Origin of the sequence: Lysinibacillus sp. JK80 (assembly GCF_027557635.1) — a bacterium.
GTDB lineage: Bacteria > Bacillota > Bacilli > Bacillales_A > Planococcaceae > Lysinibacillus > Lysinibacillus capsici.
This window is the reverse complement of record NZ_CP058997.1, coordinates 1,840,764-1,864,363: the sequence shown is the minus strand read 5'-3', so window position 1 is coordinate 1,864,363 and position 23,600 is coordinate 1,840,764. Positions and strand designations below refer to the sequence as shown.

Sequence of the window (23,600 nt, the reverse complement as noted above, 5' to 3'; positions counted from 1 at the left end):
TGATGAAATCAATCAATTTGCAAGATACGTTCTTGAACCAACTACGTAAAAACAGTGTTTTTGTAACTGTATTTCTGTTAAACGGATTTCAGTTAAAAGGGACTGTGAAATCATATGATAATTTTACAGTATTACTACTTGATGCTGAGAATAAGCAGCACCTAATCTACAAGCATGCCATTTCTACATTCGTACCAGCAAAACAAATAGAGTTTTTAGAGACAGAAGTATAATAAGTTTGTTAAACAGTTAGTGTTCTCACACTGGCTGTTTTTTTTGCTACAAGCTATAATGATAGTGGAATTTGATATTTTGGAGGACAAAGTTTATGAAAACAATGGAAACAACACAATTATTAGATCTGTTAGATGCAAATGAGGACCTATATATTATCGATGTACGTGAAGAGGATGAAGTAGCCCATGGCATGATCCCAGGTGCTCAACATATTGCACTCGGAACTATCCCTGAACGTTTAGAGGAATTAGATGTAGAAAAGCCATATATTATTGTATGTAAGGCTGGAGCTCGTTCTGCCAATGCGTGTGCTTACTTAGAGGCACAAGGATTTGATGTAACAAACCTTGAAGGCGGCATGCTGGCTTATGATGGAGAATTAGAATTTAAATAAATCATGAAAAAAGAAAGAGTATACACTCTTTCTTTTTTCATGATTATTTTTTCAAGGCATCCATGATAAAATTAAAATTCTCTTCAAAGTTTTTGTAGATATTAACATTTTTTTGTCCCTGCACTTTTGAAGCATAACTAGCAAAGTTTAGACCAGCTCCATAAATTTGTAGTGCTCCATTCGCCAAATCCCCTTTTTGGAGAAGCTCAATGCCATCTTTCAAGAAATTTTGACTCTCCTCGAAATGACACTCCGTAATGTATTTATCACCACTATGAAATAACTTTAAATTTTCTAGTATTTTATTTGCTGTCTCTTCACTGATCGAAGCGTCGATATTGATTAACAACTGATTGATCGGTTTTACGAGTTTGGCATAGAGGCTATCGTGCGTTTCACAGGTTTCAGCAATAGCGTTTCTTAATTGTTTTGTATTCATCGTATCTACTCCTAACTTTTCATCGTTTTACTATTGATACTTACCCTAATTTTAATCATAGAAATAATTTATGTTTACATTGAACAGATTATTAAGGTTTCAACTTTTATGTTCAACATTACTCAGTGAATTGGCAGAACATATGCTATGGAAGGTAGAGATGATGGAAAAGTCTGTAGTTTACTTGTTATGGCAATTGATTCAGTAATGGATTTTTGTACAAGCCGAGTGTTAGACATAGAGAATTCTAAAAAGCACTAATTATGGAAGACTAGGAATCAAGTGAAGGAATCATTTATTGTGACAAGCACTTGATAAGCTTATATTGGGAATACAGTATGTACTAAGTTAACACTCAAAAAAATTTTCCCTCTTGACACTAAAAAAGTTGTAAAGTAGATTTAACATAATTACATAAAAGCAATAGGTGCCCATTAGGGAGAATAGGGAATAAAGTGAAAAGCTTTAGCGGACCCGCCACTGTATAAGGGAATTTCATAGTGTATGCCACTAGCAAATTGCTGGGAAGGTACTATGAGGTGTTGAACTTGAGCCAGGAGACCTGCCTACATGCTATAGAAGATATAGATGATGGAAAAGTCTGTAGTTTATTTGTCATGACAATAAACTACAGACTTTTTATTTTGTCTTATGAGAACGAGAGGAGAAATAATCATGCAATTATTACAAGACACGATTCAAAACATTCAGGGGGCTGATATGAAAAGTATGGAGCAAGCTAGAAAGCGGATTGATGCGCTTTGTAAGCCCCCGGGTAGCTTGGGTAAACTAGAATCAATTGCCGTACAGCTCTCTGGTATAACAGGACAATTATATCCGACGGTCAACAAAAAAGTGATGATTGTCTGTGCTGCAGATCATGGTGTTTGCGAGGAAGGTGTAACCACGAATCCACAAGATGTTACGGTCTTTCAAACATTAAATTTTCCTAAGGGGGGTACAGGCGTTTGTGCGATTGCGGGGATTACCAATGCAAAGGTGGTCACAGTAGATGTGGGTGTAAAAGAAGATATTCCACTTGATGCAGGTGTCATTATTCATAAAATTAAATATGGTACAGATAACATGGCACATGGTCCAGCTATGGCCAAACAAGAAGCCATTCAATCGATAGAAGTAGGAATCCGTGTGGCCACTGAGGAAATCATAAAAGGTGCTGATGTACTTGGGACTGGAGAAATGGGCATCGGCAATACAACACCAAGTGCTGCGATATTAGCTGTTTTAACGGGATGCAACCCTATCGAAGTAACGGGGTTTGGTGCAGGAGTAGGCCAAGGAGGCATTGCCTATAAAGCGGCAGTTATTGAAAAAGCAATTACCTTAAATAAGCCTAATCCAAATGATGTTATTGATGTTCTGGCTAAGGTTGGAGGGTTAGAGATAGGGGCTATGACAGGTATTATTCTTGGCGCTGCTGCCCATCGTAAACCCGTTGTCATTGATGGATTTATTTCAACTATAGCAGCCCTCATTGCTTATAAGCTCGAACCAAAAGTAATCGATTATATCATTCCTTCCCATGCTTCAGAGGAACCAGGGGCAAAAATTGCCGCTGCCTTACTAGGCATTGAACCAATGTTGCACATGAATATGCGTTTAGGCGAAGGTTCTGGAGCAGCCTTAGCCTTTCCGATTTTAGATGCAGCTTGCTCGATGATGAAAAACATGGCGACTTTAGAAGAATCAATGCAGTTGTTAAAAAGATAAAAACAATAAAACAGCCAATGACTTAATTTTTGGTCATTGGCTGAATGGTGTTTATGCACGATTTAACTTTCGTAATGGCAAGCGCCACTTCATCATATAGGAAAGAATACGTAAAGCTGTAATCACTGCGAATAAAATATAAAGGAAAATGTCTCCTGTAAAAACCTCGAATCCGATTAGCAATCCTGCAAGAGCTGCCCAAACACCATAAACTTCATCACGGAGAACTAATGGTTTTCTTCTAGCTAATAAATCTCGTACAATACCCCCACCTGAACCTGTCAAAACAGCAGCTACAATGACTGCGCTTACTGGCATATCAAGCTTAACAGCATAGAGTGCGCCTTGAATAGCGAATGCTGATAAGCCAATCGCATCTGTGAAGTTACCCCAACGATGCCAATGTTGAATCAGATGATGCGGAAAAATAAAGAATATCGTAATCGCAGCAAGCGCTATTTGAAACATCATATCCTGTCCCCAAAGTGTTGTGACAGGTAGTCCAATGAGTAAATTTCGGATAGCTCCTCCACCAAAAGCAGTCACAATACCAAGTATATATACACCGAATAAATCGTATTCTTCTTCCATGGCAATAATTGCCCCAGAAATAGCAAAGGCAATTGTTCCTATAATACTAAAAACCTCCCAAGCCATCCCTTTCACCCCTTCTATCAATAAATAAACTTTATTAAAAGTTAAAAGACTTTTTACGTAACAGAATCTATGAATTTAATAGCCAAAATCGGTCATTAAATACGCATCTTGAAATGAGTCCGCACATTAGCTTAGCGTAAAATCCTCTTAGAAACAATAGGCAAGTTTTACAGGTGCACATACAAATTGATAAAATGTGATTAAAATAAAGAAAAACATTCGTCAAAAGCGTTCATATACCAGTAGTTGGTTAGGGAATTCTAGAGTGATTGAAGTCAATTTAGATAGTCAATAAATCTTACTGATTGAAATGCGAGACATTGTGAAATGGAGAAGAAAGAATGACGTTTACATCAAATTTATCAACAGAAACGCTATCGTTAGCGGCAAAAGTAGAGGAGCAAGTTCGGCCTTATCATGCCAATGTAGAAGAAATGGCGTTCTACAATCAGCAGAAGGTGCTAGCAGCTTTCAGAAAGCATCAAGTAAGTGATTATCATTTACACCCATCAAACGGCTATGGCTATGATGATGAGGGGCGCGATAATCTAGAGCGTGTTTATGCGGAGGTATTTGGTGCAGAGGCAGCCATAGTCCGACCACAAATTATTTCAGGCACACATGCAATCACGCTTAGTCTATTCGGTGTTTTGCGTCCTGGTGATGAGCTGCTTTATATTTCTGGGCAGCCATATGATACATTGCAATCCATTGTCGATGGTGGTGATAAAGATACAGGTTCACTGAAAGATTATAAAATCGGTTATCGACATGTGGATTTACTAGATAATCAGGTTATTGATTGGGCAGGTGTAGAAGCGGCCATTACAGCACAAACCAAAATGATTGCGATTCAGCGTTCAAAAGGCTATGCCACACGTCCATCTTTTACAATTGAAGAAATTGCAGAAATGTGTGTAAAGGTACGTAAAATAGCTCCGAAAGCTATTATTTTTGTAGATAACTGCTATGGCGAGTTTGTAGAGGCGCAGGAACCTACAGAGGTCGGGGCTGACTTAATGGCAGGATCACTCATTAAAAATCCAGGTGGAGGCTTGGCTAAAATTGGTGGCTATATTGCTGGACGCGCAGATTTAGTGGAGAAATGTGCCTATCGTATGACATCTCCAGGTATTGGAGCAGAAGCGGGGGCCACATTAAATACACTAGGTGATTTTTATCAAGGGTTTTTCCTGGCACCACATGTTGTATCGCAAGCACTAAAAGGGGCGATATTTACAGCTGCAATGCTTGAGGAAATCGGCATGAGCACTTCTCCGAGCTATCATGCGAAGCGTACAGATTTAATTCAATCAGTATCGTTCCAAACGGCTCAGCAAATGATTGATTTTTGTCGTGAAATACAAGCGAACTCACCGATAAATGCCCATTATGCTCCTGAACCAGCCTATATGCCAGGCTATGAAGATGATGTCATTATGGCAGCTGGAACATTTATTCAGGGGTCCAGCATTGAGCTAACAGCGGATGGCCCAATACGACCTCCATATACAGCATTTATCCAGGGGGGACTAACATATGAACACGTTAAATTTGCTATTTGCAGTGCGGTTCAAGCCATTCAAAAAGCATAACAAGACAATAGATAAAGCTTAAATATGAATAGTTTTTTACAATTTTTAATCGAATTGAAAAAAATAGTGCCAACCATGTTAGATAACCTTACATGGTTGGTTGACAGTAAAAAAATTTCGTTATATGATAAGCGGGTATTGGAGGAGGACTTAAATGAGTCGTGAAATTAGACGAACTATGCCGTTATTATCGATGAGTATCGTGATGCAATTAACAGAGCTTTCGGCAAGACAAATTCGTTATTATGAAGAACACCATTTAATTGAGCCGCACCGAACAGAAGGCAATCGACGTATGTTTTCACTAAATGACGTCGACACATTGCTTGAGGTTAAAGATTACTTAGAACAGGGTATGAATATGGCGAAGATTAAAAAAATATTTGCTAAAAAGAAAAGTCCTGTTGCAACAACTGATGAGCAAGATTTAAGTGATTCAGAATTACGCCAAATTATGCGTGAAGAAATGCGTCAAGCACAGCGCATGCAAAAATCGTCCATCCGAAGAGGGGATTTATCTCGATTCTATTAATAAATAGGGTAGGGTAAACATAAAAGCTAGACAAATTATAGGAGTGTGGAAAACTGTGGGTAAATACACAAAAGAGGACATTAAACGTCTCATCGAAGAAAAAAACGTAAGCTTTATTCGTTTACAATTTACAGATATTCTTGGCACTATCAAAAATGTTGAGATTCCTGTAAGTCAATTAGACAAAGCACTTGAAAATAAAATGATGTTTGATGGCTCATCTATTGAAGGTTTCGTTCGAATCGAAGAATCTGATATGTATTTATATCCTGATCTTGATACTTTCGTAGTATTCCCTTGGACTTCTGAAAAAGGGAAAGTAGCACGTTTTATCTGTGATGTTTACACTGCGAAAGGCGAACCGTTTGCTGGTGACCCACGTAACAACCTAAAACGTATTCTTAAAAAAATGGAAGAAATGGGCTTCTCAAGCTTCAATTTAGGGCCTGAGCCAGAATTCTTCTTATTCAAATTAGATGCAAAAGGCGAACCAACATTAGAAGTAAATGACCATGGTGGTTATTTCGATTTAGCGCCAACAGATCTTGGTGAAAATTGCCGTCGTGATATTGTGTTAGAGCTAGAAGAAATGGGCTTTGAAATTGAAGCATCACACCATGAGGTAGCTCCAGGACAACACGAAATCGACTTTAAATATGCGGATGCTGTTACTGCATGTGATAACATCCAAACATTCAAATTAGTGGTTAAAACAATCGCTCGTAAACATGGCTTACACGCTACATTTATGCCAAAACCACTATTTGGTGAAGCAGGCTCTGGTATGCACTTTAACGTGTCACTATTTAAAGGCAAAGAAAATGCGTTCTATGATGAATCTACAGAATTAGGTCTTTCTGAAACAGCTATGCAATTCATGGCGGGTGTTCTTGCACACGTACAAGGTTTCACAGCTGTAACAAACCCAACAGTTAACTCTTATAAACGTCTAGTACCAGGTTATGAAGCACCATGTTATGTAGCATGGTCTGCACAAAACCGTTCACCATTAATTCGTATTCCATCTGCACGTGGCCTTTCAACTCGTGTTGAAGTACGCTCTGTAGACCCTTCTGCAAACCCATATTTAGCGATGGCTGTTATTTTAGAAGCAGGTCTTGAAGGTATTCGTCAAAGCCTAACACCACCTGCTGCTATTAACCGCAACATCTATGTGATGTCGGAAGAAGAGCGTCAAGCAAATGGTATTGAAAACCTACCTGCAGCACTTGATGATGCACTAACATTACTTGCTAAAGATCAAGTAGCACAGGAAGCATTAGGTGAGCATATTTATGCAAACTTTAAAGAAGCAAAAGAAATCGAGTTCGATATGTACCGTACAACTGTTCATCAATGGGAACGCGATCAATATTTAAAAATGTATTAATCATAAAGATACCGAGTGCCTGATAAAGGGTACTCGGTTTTTTTCTGAACATATTAGGAACGATGGGGTCATATGACAACCCCATCGTTATTTTAGTATTAGCGCATATGTTTATGATGGTGTGGCATATGGCAAGGGTTAGGTGGCATACCGCACATTGTATGTGTTTCACAGCATTCATTCACGACAGATTCTGTGCATGGGAAATAATACTGATGATCAATCATATGTTTGTTCACTGTTGTAACATGTGCAGGTTGTACGTGTGGAACAACCGTATGGATATAATTTGTGCGTACATATTGCTCTGGTGGTAAAAATTGTGGTGGATCATATTGCATTGGCATCATTTGTGGCGGACAGCAGTGTGGACCTTTTGCCGGATGGCGTCTTCGTTGAAACATGTTATTACCTCCTGTTTTGATAAGTTGTAGTTCATTATTAAGATATGAGATATACGTCGATAGGGTCTATTTATTTGCCTATTAATGCATAGGTAAATCTAACAATTAACTAAAATAGTAGAAAATCTATAATCAATTTGCCTACGTCTTTGAGTGAAATGAAAGCATGACATATTGTTGAAAATGATGATGTCAACGGCAGGAAAAGCAATTTCGCAGGGCGAGGCGTTTTCCGTTCCATCATCGTCCTTTCCAAAGGGCGATGATCCTCCTCCTCGATCATGCTGCAAAACTTCTTTCATTTCTAACAGTAGTGAACAAAATAGCACATATTTTCAAAGTGAAGATAATGAGTCTAACAACCAGCCAAATGCGTGGTTTTCTACACGATGAATAGGTTTTTCAAATAACGTTCTTCCTAGCGTCATAATGTAAAATAAATTTTTATTAAAAAAGTATGTTTTTTGAAAAAATAGATATTGTCAATAAAACAATCGTACAGTATACTCTTTAATTGATAATGATTATCGTTGTCGATTATTTCTTAGGAGGAAATGTATGCCAAAATTATCACTGCAAAAAAAGAACTTTTTTGTACTTTTCACACTACTATTAACCTTCGCGTTATTATTAGTTGGATGTGGGGAGAAAACATCGAACTCCAGTAGTTCACAAGAGAACGACAAAGCAGAAGAAAGCAACACTGAATCAGAATCTTCTAGTCGTGAGATTACACATGCAATGGGTACTACAACGATTGAAGGCACACCTACAAAAATCGTTACACTATATCAAGGCGCAACAGATGTTGCAGTTGCTATGGGCATTAAACCAGTTGGGGTAGTAGAATCTTGGGCAGAAGCGCCTGTTTATAATTATATGAAGAATGAGCTTGATGGCGTTGCAATTGTAGGACAAGAAACACAACCAAACCTTGAAGAAATTGCAAAGCTTAAACCAGATTTAATTATTGCTTCTAAAGTACGTCATGAAGAAATTTATGATCAGTTATCGCAGATTGCACCAACAGTTGCTCATGAAACGGTTTTCGATTTCAAAGGAACAGCTGAAATGATGGGTCAAGCAATGAATCAAGAAGATAAGGTGAATGAATTACTTGGCGATTGGGATACACGAGTAGCTGATTTCCAAACAAAAATCAAAGAGAAGCTTGGCGATAAATGGCCATTCCATGTTTCTGTTGTCAACTTCAGAGCAGACCATGCTCGTATTTATGTGACAGGTTATGCGGGTTCTATTTTATCTGAGCTTGGATTCCAAGGTCCTAAAAATTTAACAGATGATTCTTTAGAAATTGTGAAGCTAACTGACAAGGAAAGCATCACACAAATGAATGCTGATGTTATTTATATGTTTATGGAAAATGATGAGACAGTGAAAAAAACTTATGAAGATTGGACAAACCATCCACTTTGGAAAGAGCTTGACGCAGTGAAAGCGAATCAAGTTTATCAGGTAGATGAAATTAATTGGAATCTAGCAGGTGGTATTACTAGTGCTAATTTAATGCTAGATGATATTTATGACAAGTTTGAATTAGAAAAATAGTGAATGAAGGATGGGCTGTTAAAAGTGTTAGAGAATACTTGAATAGCAGCCCTCTCATTGTAGTGTTTGAGCATAATTGAAACCTACATAAGCTAAATTGTGGATCAAGAAAGTTGGCATAACATGAGAATTATTCTTTCCAGTACACCGATGAAACAAATAGGTTTATTCATCAGCTGTTTGATTCTTTTGCTGGCATTTATATTCAGCATAGCTATTGGTCAAACGTCCATACCTTTTTCGTCAATCTATGATGCTATTTTTCATTTTGATGCTGCTAACAAGGAGCATGTCATTATTCGAACATCTAGATTTACAAGAGCTGTGATCGCTACAGTAGTTGGCGCAAGCCTTGCCATTGCGGGCGCATTAATGCGAGCATTAACAAGAAATCCTTTAGCAGCTCCTGATATTTTAGGTATTAATGCAGGGGCCATATTTTTTATTGTCAGTGCTATTACTCTTTTTTCCGTTCAATCTTTAATGAGCTATATGTGGATTGCCTTTTTAGGGGCAGGTGCAGCGGGCGCGATGGTTTTTTTCCTAGGCTCATTAGGAAGAGATGGGTTAACACCGATAAAAATAGTATTAGCTGGTGCAGCGATTACAGCTCTATTTGTCTCGTTTACGCAGGGGCTTTTAGTCATCGATGAACAAGGTTTACAAAGTGTCCTGTTTTGGTTAGCGGGTTCTGTATCGGGGCGTAGTATTGAAATGCTCGTGCCTGTCCTACCGTTTATTTTAGGAGTGACAGTTGTGGCAATATTTCTGGGGCGTTCAATCAATATTTTACAATCAGGAGATGATATTGCCAAAGGATTAGGACAACGAACAATGCTCACGAAAATCACGCTAGGCATAATTATTATCATACTTGCAGGCAGTTCAGTAGCTGTTGCAGGTTCAATAGGCTTTATTGGCTTGATTGTCCCTCATATGGCGCTCCATCTTGTTGGCACGGATTATCGCTGGATTATTCCCTACAGTGCCGTGTTGGGAGCAATATTGCTACTGTTGGCTGATATTGCGGCAAGATATGTGATTATGCCATTGGAAATGCCGATTGGTGTCATGACAGCCTTAATCGGAGCTCCTTTCTTCATTTATATTGCACGAAAGGGGTTAGCAAAAAATGCCTAATTATGTGTCGGTTCGAACGAAAACTAATCGTATATCTTTTCAAATTGCTAAAAGAACGGCTTGGATTCTACTACTTTTAAGCTTATTATTAGTCCTCATAACGGTTCTTGGTTTATCTGCGGGGAGCGAGTTTATCCATCCTGTCACTGTGGTGAAAGAATTATTAGGCTATGGCAATGGAGATTACGATTTTGTCTTACATACATTAAGGCTCCCGCGTGTGTTGATGGCCTTATTAGTTGGTGCTGCGCTGGGAGTGGCCGGTTTAATTTTACAAGGAATTATCCGTAATCCTCTTGCTGCCCCAGATATTATTGGTATAACGAGCGGAGCATCGATGGGGGCAATTATTTTTATTGTGTACTTTATGGGATCAGTCAGCATTCAATTTTTACCGTTAGCTGCTATATTAGGTGCTGGTATTGTCTCCTTCATCATTTACCTACTATCATGGAGAAAAGGAGTCACACCAATTCGAATGGTGCTAATTGGAATTGGCATCTCAGCTTTAGCAAAGGCGGTTGTGACGATGCTGCTTGTAATCAGTAATGTAGCCGCTACAACGAAAGCCTATTTATGGCTGACAGGTAGTTTGTATGGGGCCAATATGCAGGATGTCTTTTTGCTATTACCATGGCTAGTCATTTTAGTGCCACTAACATTTATTTTAGCAAGAACGGTGAATGTGAAGGAATTAGGCGATGAAATAGCGATAGGGCTAGGAGTAAAAGTACAAGTGTATCGTTTACTTTTTCTACTCATTAGTGTCATGCTAGCTGGTTCTGCAGTAGCTTTTGCCGGTGGCATTGCCTTTGTTGGATTAGTGGCCCCTCATATGAGCAGAATGCTTGTTGGGCGTTCCTTTGCAGGATTAATTCCTGTGACAGCTATTATAGGTGGAATCATTGTCATTGTGGCTGATATGGTGGCACGCACAGCCTTTTTACCAAAGGACTTACCTACAGGAGTCTTTACTGCTGCAATTGGCGCACCATTCTTTATTTATTTATTATTTAGAACGCGCAATCAATAAAGCTTCATAATAAAAAAGTTAAAAGCGGGAGAAGAAGGTGACAGGAATTTGAAACATGTCTTAGAAGCACAAAATTTACATGTAAGCTATGGAGAAAATCTTATTTTAGAGGATTTGAATCTTCAAATACCAAAAGGAAAAATTACAGTACTAGTTGGGGCCAACGGTTGTGGAAAATCTACACTACTTCGGACATTTGCACGATTACAAAAAGCGAAGTCGGGTGAAATTTTTTTAGATGAGAATAAACTAGATGCCATTTCAACGAAAGAGGTAGCGAAACGTTTAGCTATTCTACCGCAGGGCCCTGTTGCACCAGAAGGATTAACTGTTCAGCAATTGATTAAGCAAGGTCGTTATCCACACCAAAGTTGGTTAAAGCAATGGTCTACGGAGGATGAAAAAATTGTAAACAATGCGCTTGCAGTAACGCAGATGACTGAATTTGCCGATCGTCCAGTAGATGCATTATCAGGTGGTCAGCGGCAACGTGTATGGATTGCTATGACATTAGCGCAAAAAACAGATCTTATTTTACTAGATGAACCTACGACTTATTTAGATATGGCACATCAAGTAGAAATTTTAGATTTACTATTTGATTTAAATGACAAGGAAGGGCGTACCGTCGTTATGGTATTACACGATTTAAACTTAGCCTGTCGCTATGCCCATCATATTGTGGCGGTACGTAATAAACAGGTTTATGCCCAAGGCAAGCCAGAGGAAGTGGTGACAGCAGAGATGGTCCAGGCTGTTTTTCGTATGGATTGTACCATTATTAAAGATCCGCTTTTTGGTACACCTTTATGTGTGCCACATGGCAAGGGGCGAACAGTTCAAACAGTGGAATTAGAGGAGGTAGGGATCTGTTGAGCCTATCACTGTCAGCTGAAGAAACATCCGTGTTACTAAGAGAGTATCGATTGTCGATAGAGCCTGCAGTAGATGCTACATACTCTTTATATGCCAAAAATTTATTGGACAATGAACAAGCTCTAGATTATTTACAAAAAATTGCCCATTTCTTTCAATCGCCTTCTATCCTAGTTACTGCATCGTTGTTTGCGAAGCGCTATAGCGTCTTAACGATAGCTTCAGCCTTCTATGCTATGTCCAGATACGATAAAGGACTACATTGCAGAATTGAAAATATGTGGGTAGAAGCGGAATCTTCAAAACCTTGGCTTCCTACTATTCGGCTAATCGATCGCACAGTGTCAATACCTACAGAAGACCGTGAAAAATGGCGTGATGAGGTTCTTAGAGAAATCTTTGCGAATAATTTAGCGAAGGTTTGGCAGTCATTAGCGAAAATAAGTAAAATTCCAAAAACAATCTTATGGGAAAACACAGCTATTTATGTGAATTGGCTCTATGAAACGAAAATAGGGGAAGGAGCCAGTGAGCAAGAAAAGGCTCGTATACAAGAGGATTATCACTATATTGTAAACCTAGCACCAGGCTCCATTTTTGGAGAGAGAAAAAATCCTTTGACGGACTATTGTGGTCCTAAAGTGACAATTATGGAATCGGAGCAACCTGTACGCTTGAGAAAAACATGTTGTTTCTATTATCATACCTCTGATGAAGCAAATGATTATTGTATCTCCTGTCCAAAAATAAAAAGATAATCATAACAACAAAATCTCTAAACCACCAAAAGTGAGTAAACACTTATAGCATTTCATAGGTGTTTATTCACTTTTATTTTTGCCATCAATACCTGCCATTAAATAAGGAATTGCAGGTTTGATAAATTCTTCGGGCTGTATCTCCTGATTGTTAGTTCTCCATTCTATAGAAGCGCCATAGATTCCCCAGCTTAATATTACAGCAGTCATTTTTAGCGCTTCGTTCTCTGTAGCTGCATTTTGTTTCAATAACATTTTGTAAAAGATAATTTCAAGCTGCTCTCTAATAATGCGAGCAATTGTCTCTTCATAGCCTCTATGACAACGATTAGACAATGACTTTTGAAAATTAGTTATCGCTTTAAAGAGAATAATGAAAGCTCCTTCATTAAGTTCGTTATGTTGTAGAAAGTCATCATTCAAATTAATTAATAATACTTCTGATAGGACCTTCTCTAACAAATCATATATATCTTCAAAGTGATAATAAAAAGTCGCACGATTAATCATGGCCTCTGTCGTAATATCCTTAACCGTTATATCCTTGAACTCTTTTTTACTAGAAAGTGTAATGAAAGAATCCATGATTAATTTACGAGTCCGTATAACACGAAGATCTGTCTTAGATGAGGTCATTACTTACACTCCTTTTTAAACAATTTCTTCAAAGTGTTGTATAAACAACAATTCAAATAGATTATTGGTTTATTGATGATTTTATTATGAATAAAATACAACTGTAAGGCAAATAAGAGAGTTATATATTTATATTTAATGAAAGTAAGAAAAGGGGATAGTCTATTGAAGAATCATCCAATGGTTTGTGATTTAGAGACAGGTGTATGTGGAGTAGCTGGCGAGGAGGAATTGGGGATAATTGATTTTAATCAACCAAAGAAATACATTGAAGTATACTATGTAACGGATCCAATATGTTCTCATTGTTGGGCACTCGAACCCGTTCTTCGACGTTTTATCGAGCAGTACGGACACTATTTTAACTTTCATACGATTATGGGAGGATTACTAGAAAAATGGGGTGATGGTCCAGTAGACCCTGCTAATGGAATATCTGGACCTGCTGACGTTGTAGGACACTGGAGAGAAGTTGGAGAATATTATCGCATGCCAATAGATGGAACAGTGATGATGAACAATCCAGTGCAATCATCCTATCCACCATCTCGTGTTTTTAAAGTGATTCAAAAAAATCAGCATGATGCTATAGCATTTGAATATTTGCGCAGAGCAAGAGAAGCGCTATTCGTATTTAATCAAAATATTGCAGATACATCCGTTATGATTGACATTGTAAATAGACTGGGGCTTGATGGAGTGGCTATTGTAAACGAATCAGAACAAACAAGCGGGCAACAGTTATTAAATGAAGATTTTGACCTTGCAAGAAATCTAGGCGTAAGAGGATTTCCAACTATTATTATGATGAATGAAGATAATAAAGGGTTGAAAATTGTTGGTGGGCGTCCATTTGTAAATTATGTGGAAGGACTCAAACAGGTTCTCAATTTTGAAGAGCTGCAACCAAAACAACAGCCATCTCTTTTAAGCTTGCTTGGAAAAGAAAAGCTTCTATTTTCGAAAGAAATTGAAGTCATGTATGATTTGGAAAAGTCAGAGGTTATATCTTATGTGAAAAAAGAGCTTTCATCAGATCAATATGAAATGAAGGAAATACTTGGTGAATGTTATATTACTACTAAATAATGAGGAGAATGGCAATGACATATGTATTACAGGTAGATTTTAAATTGGATGGACCATTTGGTGATGTGATGACAGAAGCGTTTTCTGACTTAGCAAAAAGTATTTATGAAGAGGAAGGACTTTTGTGGAAAATTTGGACAGAGAGCCCTGAAACAAACGAAGCGGGCGGCATCTATCTATTTGAATCAAAACGCACAGCTGAACAATATATAGCAATGCATTCAAAACGGCTAGCTGAATTTGGAATCACTACTATCAACGCAAAAATCTTTGCTATCAATTCAAAACTGACTGAAGTTACGAAAGGTCCAGTAAAACAATTAAAAAAATGCTGATGCATACTAGAATTGCTAGCTAATTCACAGGAGTCTAATTTCTAATTAAGAAGTTAGGCTTTTCTATTTTTAAGGATGAATAAATATTCAGAATATTGTGAGGTTGAACCAATTGCGTTGTAGCGTTTACAATAGTTTTATATCACGTTTATGTTATAAAAACATGAATAATTTGAGTGTTTTTCTGTTTAATGCTCAATACTTCAAAGCTTTTAAAATCGTTCTATAGCAGAAGGAGGGATGAGATATTGAATGAAAACAACATATTTTTGCTTAAATAGTAGTTCAACAATTGATAAATAAATGTTTCTTATAAACACTATTTTAATTGTTGTTATGCAAAATACATAAATTATTGAGATTAAAAGAGATGAGGTTTTATAAAAAAATGAAAAAGTATTCTGTTGCTACATATTTTTACTTCATTATTCCGTCTTTAATTGGTGTCTTTCTATTTATGACCCCCATTTTAACGGAAGAGGGCTGGAAAGTACCCATTGCCATATTAGCCAATGTTTTAGCGGGGATTGTGGCCCCGATCATTAGCTATTTTACAATTGGAATGTTTGCCATCTCTGCAATTGGTGCACTTATAGCGAAATTTATCCCTCGTAAAAATGCTAAAGAACCTAGTATGTTGGATACATTGTTTTATGTTAATTGGTTTTGGACAATTACTCGTATTATCGGTTTAGCCTTTGCTTCAATGGTGGTCTTCAATTTTGGACCTTCTGCCATCAATAATGAAAATACGGGTGGACTTCTCATGGATCCAAATGAGGGACTTGTGACGTTTTTATTTACCATTTTTTTGTTTGCGGGTTTCCTTTTACCATTTTTAACAAACTTCGGTTTACTTGAATTTTTCGGGACAATGATGGTGAAAATTATGCGGCCACTGTTTAAAAGTCCAGGGCGTTCTTCAATCGATGCTCTTACGTCATGGGTAGGTGATGGCACAATAGGTGTGTTAATGACCAGTAAACAATATGAGATGGGGAACTACACAAAAAAAGAAGCTGCGATTATTGCCACAAGTTTCTCAGTAGTGTCCATCACATTCTGTATCGTTGTATTGGATACTGTACATTTGGCACGCTATTTTATTCCTTATTATTTGACAGTAGTCCTTTGTGGAATTGTATTAGCCATTATTATGCCTCGAATCTATCCACTTGCGAAAAAGGAGGATACGTATATAGATGGGACACCAGTGGATTATTCACGTGAGAAATTACCAGATGGCTATAATTCTGTTTCACATGGTTTAGAAAATGCACTTGCTGTTGCACATGCAAATCGTGATCCTCGACAATTTTTCAAAGATGGCTCTAGAAATGTAATTGATTTATGGGTAGGTGTGGCCCCTATCGTTATGGCTTTTGGGACAATTGCCTTAATGCTTGCTGAATTTACAAGTATTTTTGCGATTTTAGGAAAACCGTTTGAACCAATTTTAACCGTCCTCGGCTTGCCTGAAGCGGCTGAAGCAGCGCAAACAATGGTCGTAGGCTTTGCCGATATGTTTCTACCTTCTATTTTAGGTGCAGGGATTGAATCGGAAGTTACTAGATTTGTTATTGCTGTTGTTTCTGTGTCACAGCTGATCTATATGTCTGAGGTAGGTGGACTTATTTTAGGTACAAAAATTCCATTGAAATTTTTGGATTTAGTCGTCTTATTTATACTACGTACGCTTATTTCTCTTCCAATTGCAGCATTGGTTGGTCATCTACTCTTCTAACTAAAATGCCAAGTCTTAAATGGACTTGGCATTTTTCAATGTTGTTGAAATATCAACGGTAGAAAATTTCTTGACGCCATAAAAAAATGGGGAGGTAGCTGGTATTGGTAGGGACGTTTCACTCCTTTTCCATTTCTACAATACGGCAACCTAACAAAATATATGAATATGCCTTCTGCGTTTGAAAATAGCTTGCATCACAAAATATTATCAAAAAATCCTAGTAACTTGGCAAGAGTTCCATTTTTGCATATGTGTCACATAACCACTATGCATATACTGTGGCAAGAGGGGGGGAGGTGAGCTTTTATGAGAATTAATTGGAAGGTTCGTCTTCAACATATTCCATTTTTACTAGGGCTATTTTCATTGTTGCTCTTACTCGCACAACAAGTGGCTGCAATTTTTGGCTATGATTTTACGGGTGTGATGAGTGAGCAAATATCATCTCTTTTAAATACAGTCTTATCCATTTTTGTGTTAATGGGGGTCATTGTCGATCCAACCACACGTGGCACTAGTGATAGTGAACGTGCGTTAATGTATCGGAGACCGAGATAAAATGAACAAAAAGTGTAATTTTACAATAAGGATAAATATGTTATAATGTTAGAAAATTGATAAAGTGGGGAGGATGATTGAATGTCCCTTGAATTGGAGCGCAGAATTGCGAAGCTCGAGGAGGAAATGGCAGATTTACGTCAGGAGTTGTCAATATTAAAAGGTTCGCAAAGCACTGAAAAAAATAATACTCTTGATGCCAGACAGTCGATGATCAAGCAATCAGAACCAATTAAACCCAAACCAGTACTGGAGTCGAAGCCTATCCAGACTAAAGTAGCGGAAAAAGAAGTGCAACCACAGCCATCGATGGAGGAACGTGTTATGTGGGCACTTCCAAAAGTATTCATGGTTATTTTAGTAATGGGCGTACTTTGGGGTCTAAAACTTGTCAGTGACTATGGCTATTTATCGGATGGCGTGAAAATCATCCTTGCCTATGTACTATCGTTGGGATTGGCGGTTATTGCCTATGTACTAGAGCGTAGGAAAGTAGGCTCATCGGCTATAACGATTTCTTTATATGGTGGGGCATTTATTGTCGGTATTTTAACAACCGCAGCAAGTGCCATATTATATGAAATCATTGGTCTTATTCCAGCACTAGGCATTACGCTGCTTTATATTGGCTATGGTATTGCTATTAGCTATTTGAAGAAAAATGAAGCATTAACTGTTTTTGTTGCCTTTACATCATTATTACTACCTTACTTACTAGAATATATGGATTTTAGTGCGGTCATTATTTTATTATTTGTGGTCGTATTGTTTGCTGCATTGCAATTAGTTATTTACCAGCACAAGCAAAAGCTAGCCCTTTATATTGCCACATTCTTTTCAGTGCTAGCAGTGAGTGTTGTAGCATTTATGAATAGTGATCAGCAAGTAGTTTTTGCACTTGGCTTACTTGTGATTCTAGCAATCTTTTATGCAATATGGTGTTTACTGTATAACGCACAATCCAAATGGAAGCCACTTCACATCGGACTCCAATTTTCTTTAGGCTCATTTAGTTTATTACTGCTGAACCTAATCATTCGTTCTCTTGAAAATGGAGAAATGCTACTCCTCATTTTTATGGCTTTATTTGGCGCTGTAGCGTTTTATAGCTATCGTCAAAAATGGCAGGAGGTACTGGATAGTGCTGTGACACTTGCGTTTATCACCTTCTGTAATATGATAATTCTATTGAATATTCCGAATAAAGTGGATGATTTATTGTATCCTTTGATTGCATTTGCAGGCGTGATGATGAGCTTACGAATACGTGCAAGTATGATGAAGGTCGTTACTTCACTTTCCCTTGTGATGACATTTACACTAAACTTTATTTTCCATGAACCAAGTCCATTTTTCAGCATCGATCATTTAAGCTTATTTATGCCAATCATCTATTTCATCATTATTTATTTATATGCAAGACGTCCAAAAGAGACACTCTCACCTTTTGAAAAGGTCATGAAGGATTTGTATGTAATCGATATTTTAGCAGTGGTCACAGTTGGCTATTTCTTAGCCTATATTAGCAAGCTAGATGCCGTATACTTTACAGCCACAAATGGCATTCCATATATGGTGTGTATCTTACTAGCTGTCTTATTTACTGGTTCTTTATTTGTAGAGGAAACTTACAAAGGACGTGCATTAACGCCAGTACTTGGTGCATTTTTCCTTCTAGTCTCCTTGATGATCAGCACTAGAGTGTCAATGTTGGAAAGCTTAAACACTATCACTAGATTAATTTATTTAGCAGTGATTGTAGCGATTGTCGCTGATGTGCTTGTAAAAGGAATTATTTATCGATTGTACGAGGACCGTCTGGGGAAATATGTGGACGCCATTGTAAGTACGGGGATTGTGCTCACGATGATTTCGATATGGGGACTGATCCATCAGTTTACATTTAACAACGCACTTGATTGGAAGCTAAGTATCGCTCTTACAACTATTACATTATTCTTAACTGCTAGTGTATCACTATGGATTAGTTCCACACGTCATTTAAAAACATTGCGCACAACAGGCTTTATTATTTTAGTTATCGCATTTATTAAGCTAATTTTCTTTGACTTATCTGCCCTTGATTTACTGATTAGAGCTGTTCTATTTATTACCATTGGTGGTATTGGAATGCTATTGTCGGGTAGGTTGTTGAGGAAAAATGATTGAATGGAAAAGCACATGGACAATAAAATTTTATTATCCATGTGCTAATTTACGTTTCTAGTATAATATCTTCAATGATATCTACTTTAGGTGGAGATGGTGCAGGAGGTATATTTGGTTGATTGTTGTTGCCGTTTCCATTTCCTCCATTTCCGTTTGAAGCATTACTTTCGCTAAAGGTGATGGAAGCACCACCATCTACAATAATTCTATCTGCAACAATTGCACCTTTAATATGTGCGCCTGCCACTACTTTTACATCGGCATTCGGTGCAATAATATGCTGCCCTTCTGAATTAAAACCACCATTAAATGTAATGTTATTTCCACCAGAATAGATATTTCCTTTAACACCAACACCGCCTGTAAATGATAAATCGGCGTCTTTTGCATAAAGAGAGCCATTAAGCTTTGTTTCATCTGTAAGAGCTAACGATTTAGAACCACTATATAAAAAATTAATTTGACTAACATCACCGCCGTCATTAAATGAGCCTTTAATACGTAGTGAGTCTTTCACATAAATATTCAACTTTCCTGTACCAATGATTTTAATATGTCCCTGTAAAACATTTAGATCCTCAATATAGAGGTCTTTATCTGTATCGCCCACATTAATGGTAATTGTATTGTTTTCAGCCACTTTAAATTCCTTAAAATGTGTATTTCCAGTTAAATTAAGTGTGTAATCCTTCGTCATCCAGTTATCTGCTAGGAAATTGCCATTGTTAATTATGTTAGTTTTATTCCATTGGCTGGCTGCTACTTCTTCATTTGGAGGATAGCTTAATTGGGATAGATCGTTTATTCTCTCATCTGGAAACGGTGCAAGTGCATTGCCAGCAGGAAAATCTTGAGCCTGAGTGGTTTGATCTTTAAATTTATTAAGATATTCAGGGACATCAAGATTTTCGGGAGAAACACCTATGTTACCTGTAATTTCTGTGCCTCCGGTTAATTTAACTTTTCCTCCAGCACTTGCTACATTACCAATAATTTTACCCCCACCATTTAGAATAATGTCACCTTTCGTTTGGACAGTATATTCTTTTGGAACAAAATGTCCGCCGCTATTTGACCCGTTATTTGATCCTTCATTAGGAGAACTACCGTCTTCTATGTCGCCATTACCATCTGAATAGTTTAATTCCACAGCTATACTTTGTTGTAATGTCCTGTTTATAGATGTTCCCTCAAACTCACCTTTTGCCTCAATTATATATTGAAGGCTAGCTGCACTTTTTAGTGTAAGAAGTACATTTGCTTTAGGGGTATGCTTAAATTGGTCTTCGAATGTAGGTGTATTAAAATCGCTAAACCTTTCCTCTAATTTTATTGGTTTTCCTTCTTCATCGGTTTTAGTAGGATATCCTAATTGTTCTAATTTTCTTTTTAAAATTTTTTCAAAATCTGGAGGATCAAGTAATGGATTTTGCTCATAAGCAATTTTTTGTTGTTGATATTCTGTAGTTGCTGAACTTTTGGCAGATTCAAATATTTTTCGAGAATACTCACGTCCATAGTTTAATCCGGCCTCTGCAATATAGTAAACTGATTGATCGTCTCGTTCATGATCAGAGGTTTTTAAAGTATTATTCGAAACCTTTAAAATACTTAATCCCAACACTGTTATTAAAATAATAGTGAAAAAAACAAGTAAAAAAGCATAACCATGCTCATTCTTCAATAATATTTTATTTTTTTTCATAGAACTCCTCCTCGTTTAAAGATTTTACTCTTATGGTGTTTTCATGCCCCGTGAAGTTAATTCTGAACTTATTTCTTTATCTGATGTATTTTTTATACGTATAGTTAGAATGATAGGCTTATTTTGAGTATTATGATTTTTATTTTTTAGTTCAAATTCTTTAATATTTGTTGCAATAATCTCTCCATTGCGGGTAATTGTATTGTTAGAAAGGATATATGTTTGTTGTCCATCTCTGGTTGTAAATGTATCAGTAGCATCATCAAATTGCGTTGCTTTCCGAAAATCCTTGGTAATTAATTTTAGGGCGTAAGAAGTATCCTGTAAATTTTTGTTTTTTTTAGCTTGTTTTTGGTGTGTTGATGTGCTGGAACTTAATATGCTAAATAGAAGAACAGAGATAATACTGATTATTACCACTACGGCTAATGTTTCGACTAAGGTAAATCCTTGCTGATGTTTTCTTCGCATTTATATCAGCCTCCTAAATTCAATTTATATCTATTTTCTATTTTACACTTGATGTTCATATCTTCTTTGACTTCTATAATAATAGGGGTTAGTCCTAAATTGTCTTGTTGTTTTAATGTTACATAAATATGTACAGCATCGACTGTTTTTACCCAAGTAATGCTATTTTCACTAGTAGATTCATTATTATAATCTAGCTGCGTTTCTAACACTGTTTCTATAGGGTCATTTCGATATTCATAAATACTTTCCATTTCCTTTTGTGCAATATATGTAGCATTTACAATATCATCAGAGGTTGCTGTGGTTTTGCTAGTTTGTAAAAACATCCCCATAAAACTTAAAAGGATAATAGAGATTAAAACGATTGAGGCAATAACTTCGATTAAGGTTAGGCCATGCTCTCGGTTTATAAGATTAGTTTTTTTCATGATTCCCTCCTAGTTAGCCGTAATTTTGATTGTTTAACTTAGTTCTTTTCAGCAGACTACATCAAATTTTTTAATTTGAAAGCCTCTTCTTATTCTATTGGTGTTTTAAGGTAAACTTATTATTTAAAACTAGATAAAAATAACTATCAAAGATATTATAACAAATTCTAAACTTGCATCTAATTAGTATTTAGATTCATTGGTAGTTCTTTTTAACTAAGTATTGAAGAAATTTTGAATTTTTGTGTAAATGTCAAAAGAAAAACCGGAACAAAGTTGCATTTTTAGTAGTGCCAGAATACCATACTTGTAGTATGATTTGTATATAAATAGAAAAACCACTAAGTTAAATAAAGGATGATGTGGATGAAAACATACATAAAAATAATTAGCTTGTTTTTGGTAATTGTTCTAATCGTGGGATTTTTTGTTCCATCATTTGTGCTAAATGACACAGTTTTTGCTAAAGAAGGTCCTAAATCTTCAACCATTGGAGGTATTGAGATCCATGATGTGAAAACCGCAGATTTAGCAACAACGCTACAAAATGCAATTTCAGAATGGCAAGGTACCGAAATGGAAATTGTTAGTGAGGGGATAGTCAAAACCATTGACTCGAAACAAGTTGCTTTTGATCCATCAGCAGCTATTGCTCAGTACGAAATGCTGACAAAAAAGCCTTGGTATGCTTTTTGGCAAAAAGAAAAAGTAGTTCATATTCCCATTCCTGTTACCGTCAATGAAGCAATTACGCAGCAAATAGATGAAGCAGGTGTTTGGGATACAGATAAAACACTACAAAAACTAATCTTACAAGCCAGCTATTTGAAGGAGCATAAGGTTGAAGCTGTTATCAATCAAGATTCCATGCAAACCGGGGAAAGGATTGCCTTTCAGATTGCCGAGCTACCAGTAAATAGTCAAGGGGTAGCGAAAATCATCCCGTTATTAAATGATGTAAATCTAGTTCCAAATCAATCCATCTCATTGCTTACACTTTTAGGTGAACAGGCTGGGGTTGTCAATGATGCAGGTTTAGATTTTGTGGCATCAATGCTATATAGTGTAATTCTTCAAACGGACTACGAAATTTTAGAAAGACATTCTCAGGAAATAAATCCAAGCTATTTGCAGCAGGGAATTGAAGCAGATATCAATGCAGCATTAGCAAAGGACTTACAATTTATTAATCGGTCTGAACAGCTCGGTAAACTGAAAGCATCTATAGAGGGTAATCAATTAAAGATAGAAGTTTTTGCAGCCGCGAAAGACAAGGACATAACAGTACGTGTTAGCAAGGATAAAATTGTAAAGCCACGCATTATTTACCGCTATTCGGAGGATTTAAAGGCTGGACAGGAAAGAGTAGAGCAAGAGGGTAAAGAGGGTTCAAGAGTCGAAGTTTATCGTTCCATTGTAGAGAATGGAGCAACAGAAGAACAATTCATTAGTAGAGATTATTATGCACCTCAAAATCGAATTGTTACGCGTTCTTCGCAGGAGCCTATTATCATCACAACGCCTACTCAGAACGTAGGGGCGGGTGCATCAGATCCGGATTTAGAAGTGGATTTAGATGGCAATGGCTTGCCTGATGTGAAACCTTCAACACCAGAGGTAACAAAGCAAGAAGATGGACCAGAAATTGTCTATGGCTATTATGATAAGGGTGGTAATTTTGTACAAACAAGTCCATAACGATGG

At 37.1% G+C, this 23,600-nt stretch carries 24 protein-coding genes and 1 riboswitch; of the genes, 17 read left to right on the top strand and 7 right to left on the bottom strand.

Annotation, left to right across the window (positions count from 1 at the left end; translation table 11 throughout):
• The first annotated feature begins 2 nt into the window (after positions 1–2).
• On the top strand, positions 3–233 hold the full coding sequence (gene hfq / locus HXV90_RS09880) for an RNA chaperone Hfq (protein WP_004225825.1): 231 nt from the start codon (positions 3–5) through the stop codon (positions 231–233).
• A gap of 95 nt (positions 234–328) precedes the next feature.
• On the top strand, positions 329–631 hold the full coding sequence (locus tag HXV90_RS09875; protein ID WP_009371183.1) for a rhodanese-like domain-containing protein: 303 nt from the start codon (positions 329–331) through the stop codon (positions 629–631).
• A 43-nt stretch (positions 632–674) separates the two neighbouring features.
• Here HXV90_RS09875 and HXV90_RS09870 read toward each other — a convergent pair whose 3' ends face one another.
• The gene (locus HXV90_RS09870; protein ID WP_269898897.1) at positions 675–1,070 is read right to left on the bottom strand and encodes a hypothetical protein; all 396 of its coding nucleotides are present in this window, start codon (positions 1,068–1,070) and stop codon (positions 675–677) included.
• Between the two features lie 408 nt (positions 1,071–1,478).
• A riboswitch (cobalamin riboswitch) is annotated at positions 1,479–1,654 on the top strand.
• A 91-nt stretch (positions 1,655–1,745) separates the two neighbouring features.
• On the opposite strand from HXV90_RS09870, the gene cobT reads away from it, so the two are divergent.
• Positions 1,746–2,801, top strand: a complete 1,056-nt coding sequence (cobT, locus tag HXV90_RS09865; RefSeq protein ID WP_269898896.1) for a nicotinate-nucleotide--dimethylbenzimidazole phosphoribosyltransferase — start codon at positions 1,746–1,748, stop codon at positions 2,799–2,801.
• Between the two features lie 51 nt (positions 2,802–2,852).
• Here cobT and HXV90_RS09860 read toward each other — a convergent pair whose 3' ends face one another.
• The gene (locus HXV90_RS09860) at positions 2,853–3,458 is read right to left on the bottom strand and encodes a trimeric intracellular cation channel family protein (protein WP_004225816.1); all 606 of its coding nucleotides are present in this window, start codon (positions 3,456–3,458) and stop codon (positions 2,853–2,855) included.
• Positions 3,459–3,799: 341 nt separating this feature from the next.
• Between HXV90_RS09860 and HXV90_RS09855 the strand changes: the two genes are divergently transcribed.
• From HXV90_RS09855 to glnA, 3 genes are all read left to right on the top strand, one after another.
• Positions 3,800–5,053: a methionine gamma-lyase family protein gene (locus tag HXV90_RS09855; protein WP_112117537.1), complete on the top strand. Its 1,254-nt coding sequence runs from the start codon at positions 3,800–3,802 to the stop codon at positions 5,051–5,053.
• 154 nt (positions 5,054–5,207) lie between these two features.
• Entirely contained in the window at positions 5,208–5,585 is a 378-nt protein-coding gene (locus HXV90_RS09850; RefSeq protein WP_112117538.1) for a MerR family transcriptional regulator, read from the top strand.
• Positions 5,586–5,640: 55 nt separating this feature from the next.
• Positions 5,641–6,975 (top strand): type I glutamate--ammonia ligase, encoded by a 1,335-nt coding sequence (gene glnA / locus HXV90_RS09845; protein WP_004225810.1) that lies wholly within the window; start codon positions 5,641–5,643, stop codon positions 6,973–6,975.
• A 98-nt stretch (positions 6,976–7,073) separates the two neighbouring features.
• Here the strand turns inward: glnA and HXV90_RS09840 are convergent, their stop codons facing one another.
• Complete coding sequence (locus tag HXV90_RS09840; protein ID WP_016991980.1) at positions 7,074–7,379, bottom strand: CotD family spore coat protein; 306 nt, start codon at positions 7,377–7,379, stop codon at positions 7,074–7,076.
• A gap of 558 nt (positions 7,380–7,937) precedes the next feature.
• Here HXV90_RS09840 and HXV90_RS09835 point away from each other — a divergent pair.
• The 5 genes from HXV90_RS09835 (at position 7,938) to HXV90_RS09815 (ending at position 12,755) form a co-directional block, all read left to right on the top strand.
• Positions 7,938–8,948 carry an ABC transporter substrate-binding protein gene (locus HXV90_RS09835; protein ID WP_048391385.1) on the top strand — a complete coding sequence of 337 codons (1,011 nt, stop codon included), beginning with the start codon at positions 7,938–7,940 and terminating at the stop codon, positions 8,946–8,948.
• 123 nt (positions 8,949–9,071) lie between these two features.
• Positions 9,072–10,088 (top strand): FecCD family ABC transporter permease, encoded by a 1,017-nt coding sequence (locus HXV90_RS09830; protein ID WP_269898895.1) that lies wholly within the window; start codon positions 9,072–9,074, stop codon positions 10,086–10,088.
• Positions 10,081–11,121, top strand: coding sequence for a FecCD family ABC transporter permease (locus tag HXV90_RS09825; RefSeq protein WP_066036575.1), 1,041 nt, complete (start codon positions 10,081–10,083; stop codon positions 11,119–11,121). Before HXV90_RS09830 ends, HXV90_RS09825 begins: the two co-directional genes overlap by 8 nt.
• A gap of 48 nt (positions 11,122–11,169) precedes the next feature.
• Positions 11,170–11,997: an ABC transporter ATP-binding protein gene (locus HXV90_RS09820; RefSeq protein ID WP_054550571.1), complete on the top strand. Its 828-nt coding sequence runs from the start codon at positions 11,170–11,172 to the stop codon at positions 11,995–11,997.
• Complete coding sequence (locus tag HXV90_RS09815) at positions 11,994–12,755, top strand: IucA/IucC family C-terminal-domain containing protein (protein ID WP_112117543.1); 762 nt, start codon at positions 11,994–11,996, stop codon at positions 12,753–12,755. Before HXV90_RS09820 ends, HXV90_RS09815 begins: the two co-directional genes overlap by 4 nt.
• A gap of 63 nt (positions 12,756–12,818) precedes the next feature.
• Here the strand turns inward: HXV90_RS09815 and HXV90_RS09810 are convergent, their stop codons facing one another.
• A complete protein-coding gene (locus HXV90_RS09810; protein WP_269898894.1) occupies positions 12,819–13,391 on the bottom strand; it encodes a TetR/AcrR family transcriptional regulator in 573 nt (190 codons plus the stop codon).
• Between the two features lie 165 nt (positions 13,392–13,556).
• On the opposite strand from HXV90_RS09810, the gene HXV90_RS09805 reads away from it, so the two are divergent.
• From HXV90_RS09805 to HXV90_RS09785, 5 genes are all read left to right on the top strand, one after another.
• Positions 13,557–14,480, top strand: a complete 924-nt coding sequence (locus HXV90_RS09805) for a DsbA family protein (RefSeq protein ID WP_269898893.1) — start codon at positions 13,557–13,559, stop codon at positions 14,478–14,480.
• Between the two features lie 14 nt (positions 14,481–14,494).
• Positions 14,495–14,815: a monooxygenase gene (locus HXV90_RS09800; RefSeq protein WP_269898892.1), complete on the top strand. Its 321-nt coding sequence runs from the start codon at positions 14,495–14,497 to the stop codon at positions 14,813–14,815.
• Positions 14,816–15,203: 388 nt separating this feature from the next.
• Positions 15,204–16,559 (top strand): YjiH family protein, encoded by a 1,356-nt coding sequence (locus HXV90_RS09795; protein ID WP_103117620.1) that lies wholly within the window; start codon positions 15,204–15,206, stop codon positions 16,557–16,559.
• A 309-nt stretch (positions 16,560–16,868) separates the two neighbouring features.
• Positions 16,869–17,120, top strand: a complete 252-nt coding sequence (locus tag HXV90_RS09790; protein ID WP_054550579.1) for a phage holin — start codon at positions 16,869–16,871, stop codon at positions 17,118–17,120.
• A gap of 81 nt (positions 17,121–17,201) precedes the next feature.
• A complete protein-coding gene (locus tag HXV90_RS09785; RefSeq protein WP_269898891.1) occupies positions 17,202–19,289 on the top strand; it encodes a DUF2339 domain-containing protein in 2,088 nt (695 codons plus the stop codon).
• 46 nt (positions 19,290–19,335) lie between these two features.
• On the opposite strand, the gene HXV90_RS09780 is transcribed toward HXV90_RS09785, so the two are convergent.
• The 3 genes from HXV90_RS09780 to HXV90_RS09770 are packed head-to-tail and all read right to left on the bottom strand — an operon-like array spanning position 19,336 to position 21,896.
• Positions 19,336–20,994: a polymer-forming cytoskeletal protein gene (locus tag HXV90_RS09780; RefSeq protein ID WP_269898890.1), complete on the bottom strand. Its 1,659-nt coding sequence runs from the start codon at positions 20,992–20,994 to the stop codon at positions 19,336–19,338.
• A 30-nt stretch (positions 20,995–21,024) separates the two neighbouring features.
• Positions 21,025–21,465 (bottom strand): PulJ/GspJ family protein, encoded by a 441-nt coding sequence (locus HXV90_RS09775; RefSeq protein ID WP_269898889.1) that lies wholly within the window; start codon positions 21,463–21,465, stop codon positions 21,025–21,027.
• 5 nt (positions 21,466–21,470) lie between these two features.
• Positions 21,471–21,896: a type IV pilus modification PilV family protein gene (locus tag HXV90_RS09770; protein ID WP_269898888.1), complete on the bottom strand. Its 426-nt coding sequence runs from the start codon at positions 21,894–21,896 to the stop codon at positions 21,471–21,473.
• A gap of 366 nt (positions 21,897–22,262) precedes the next feature.
• Between HXV90_RS09770 and HXV90_RS09765 the strand changes: the two genes are divergently transcribed.
• Positions 22,263–23,594 (top strand): G5 domain-containing protein, encoded by a 1,332-nt coding sequence (locus HXV90_RS09765; protein WP_269898887.1) that lies wholly within the window; start codon positions 22,263–22,265, stop codon positions 23,592–23,594.
• Positions 23,595–23,600 lie beyond the last annotated feature (6 nt).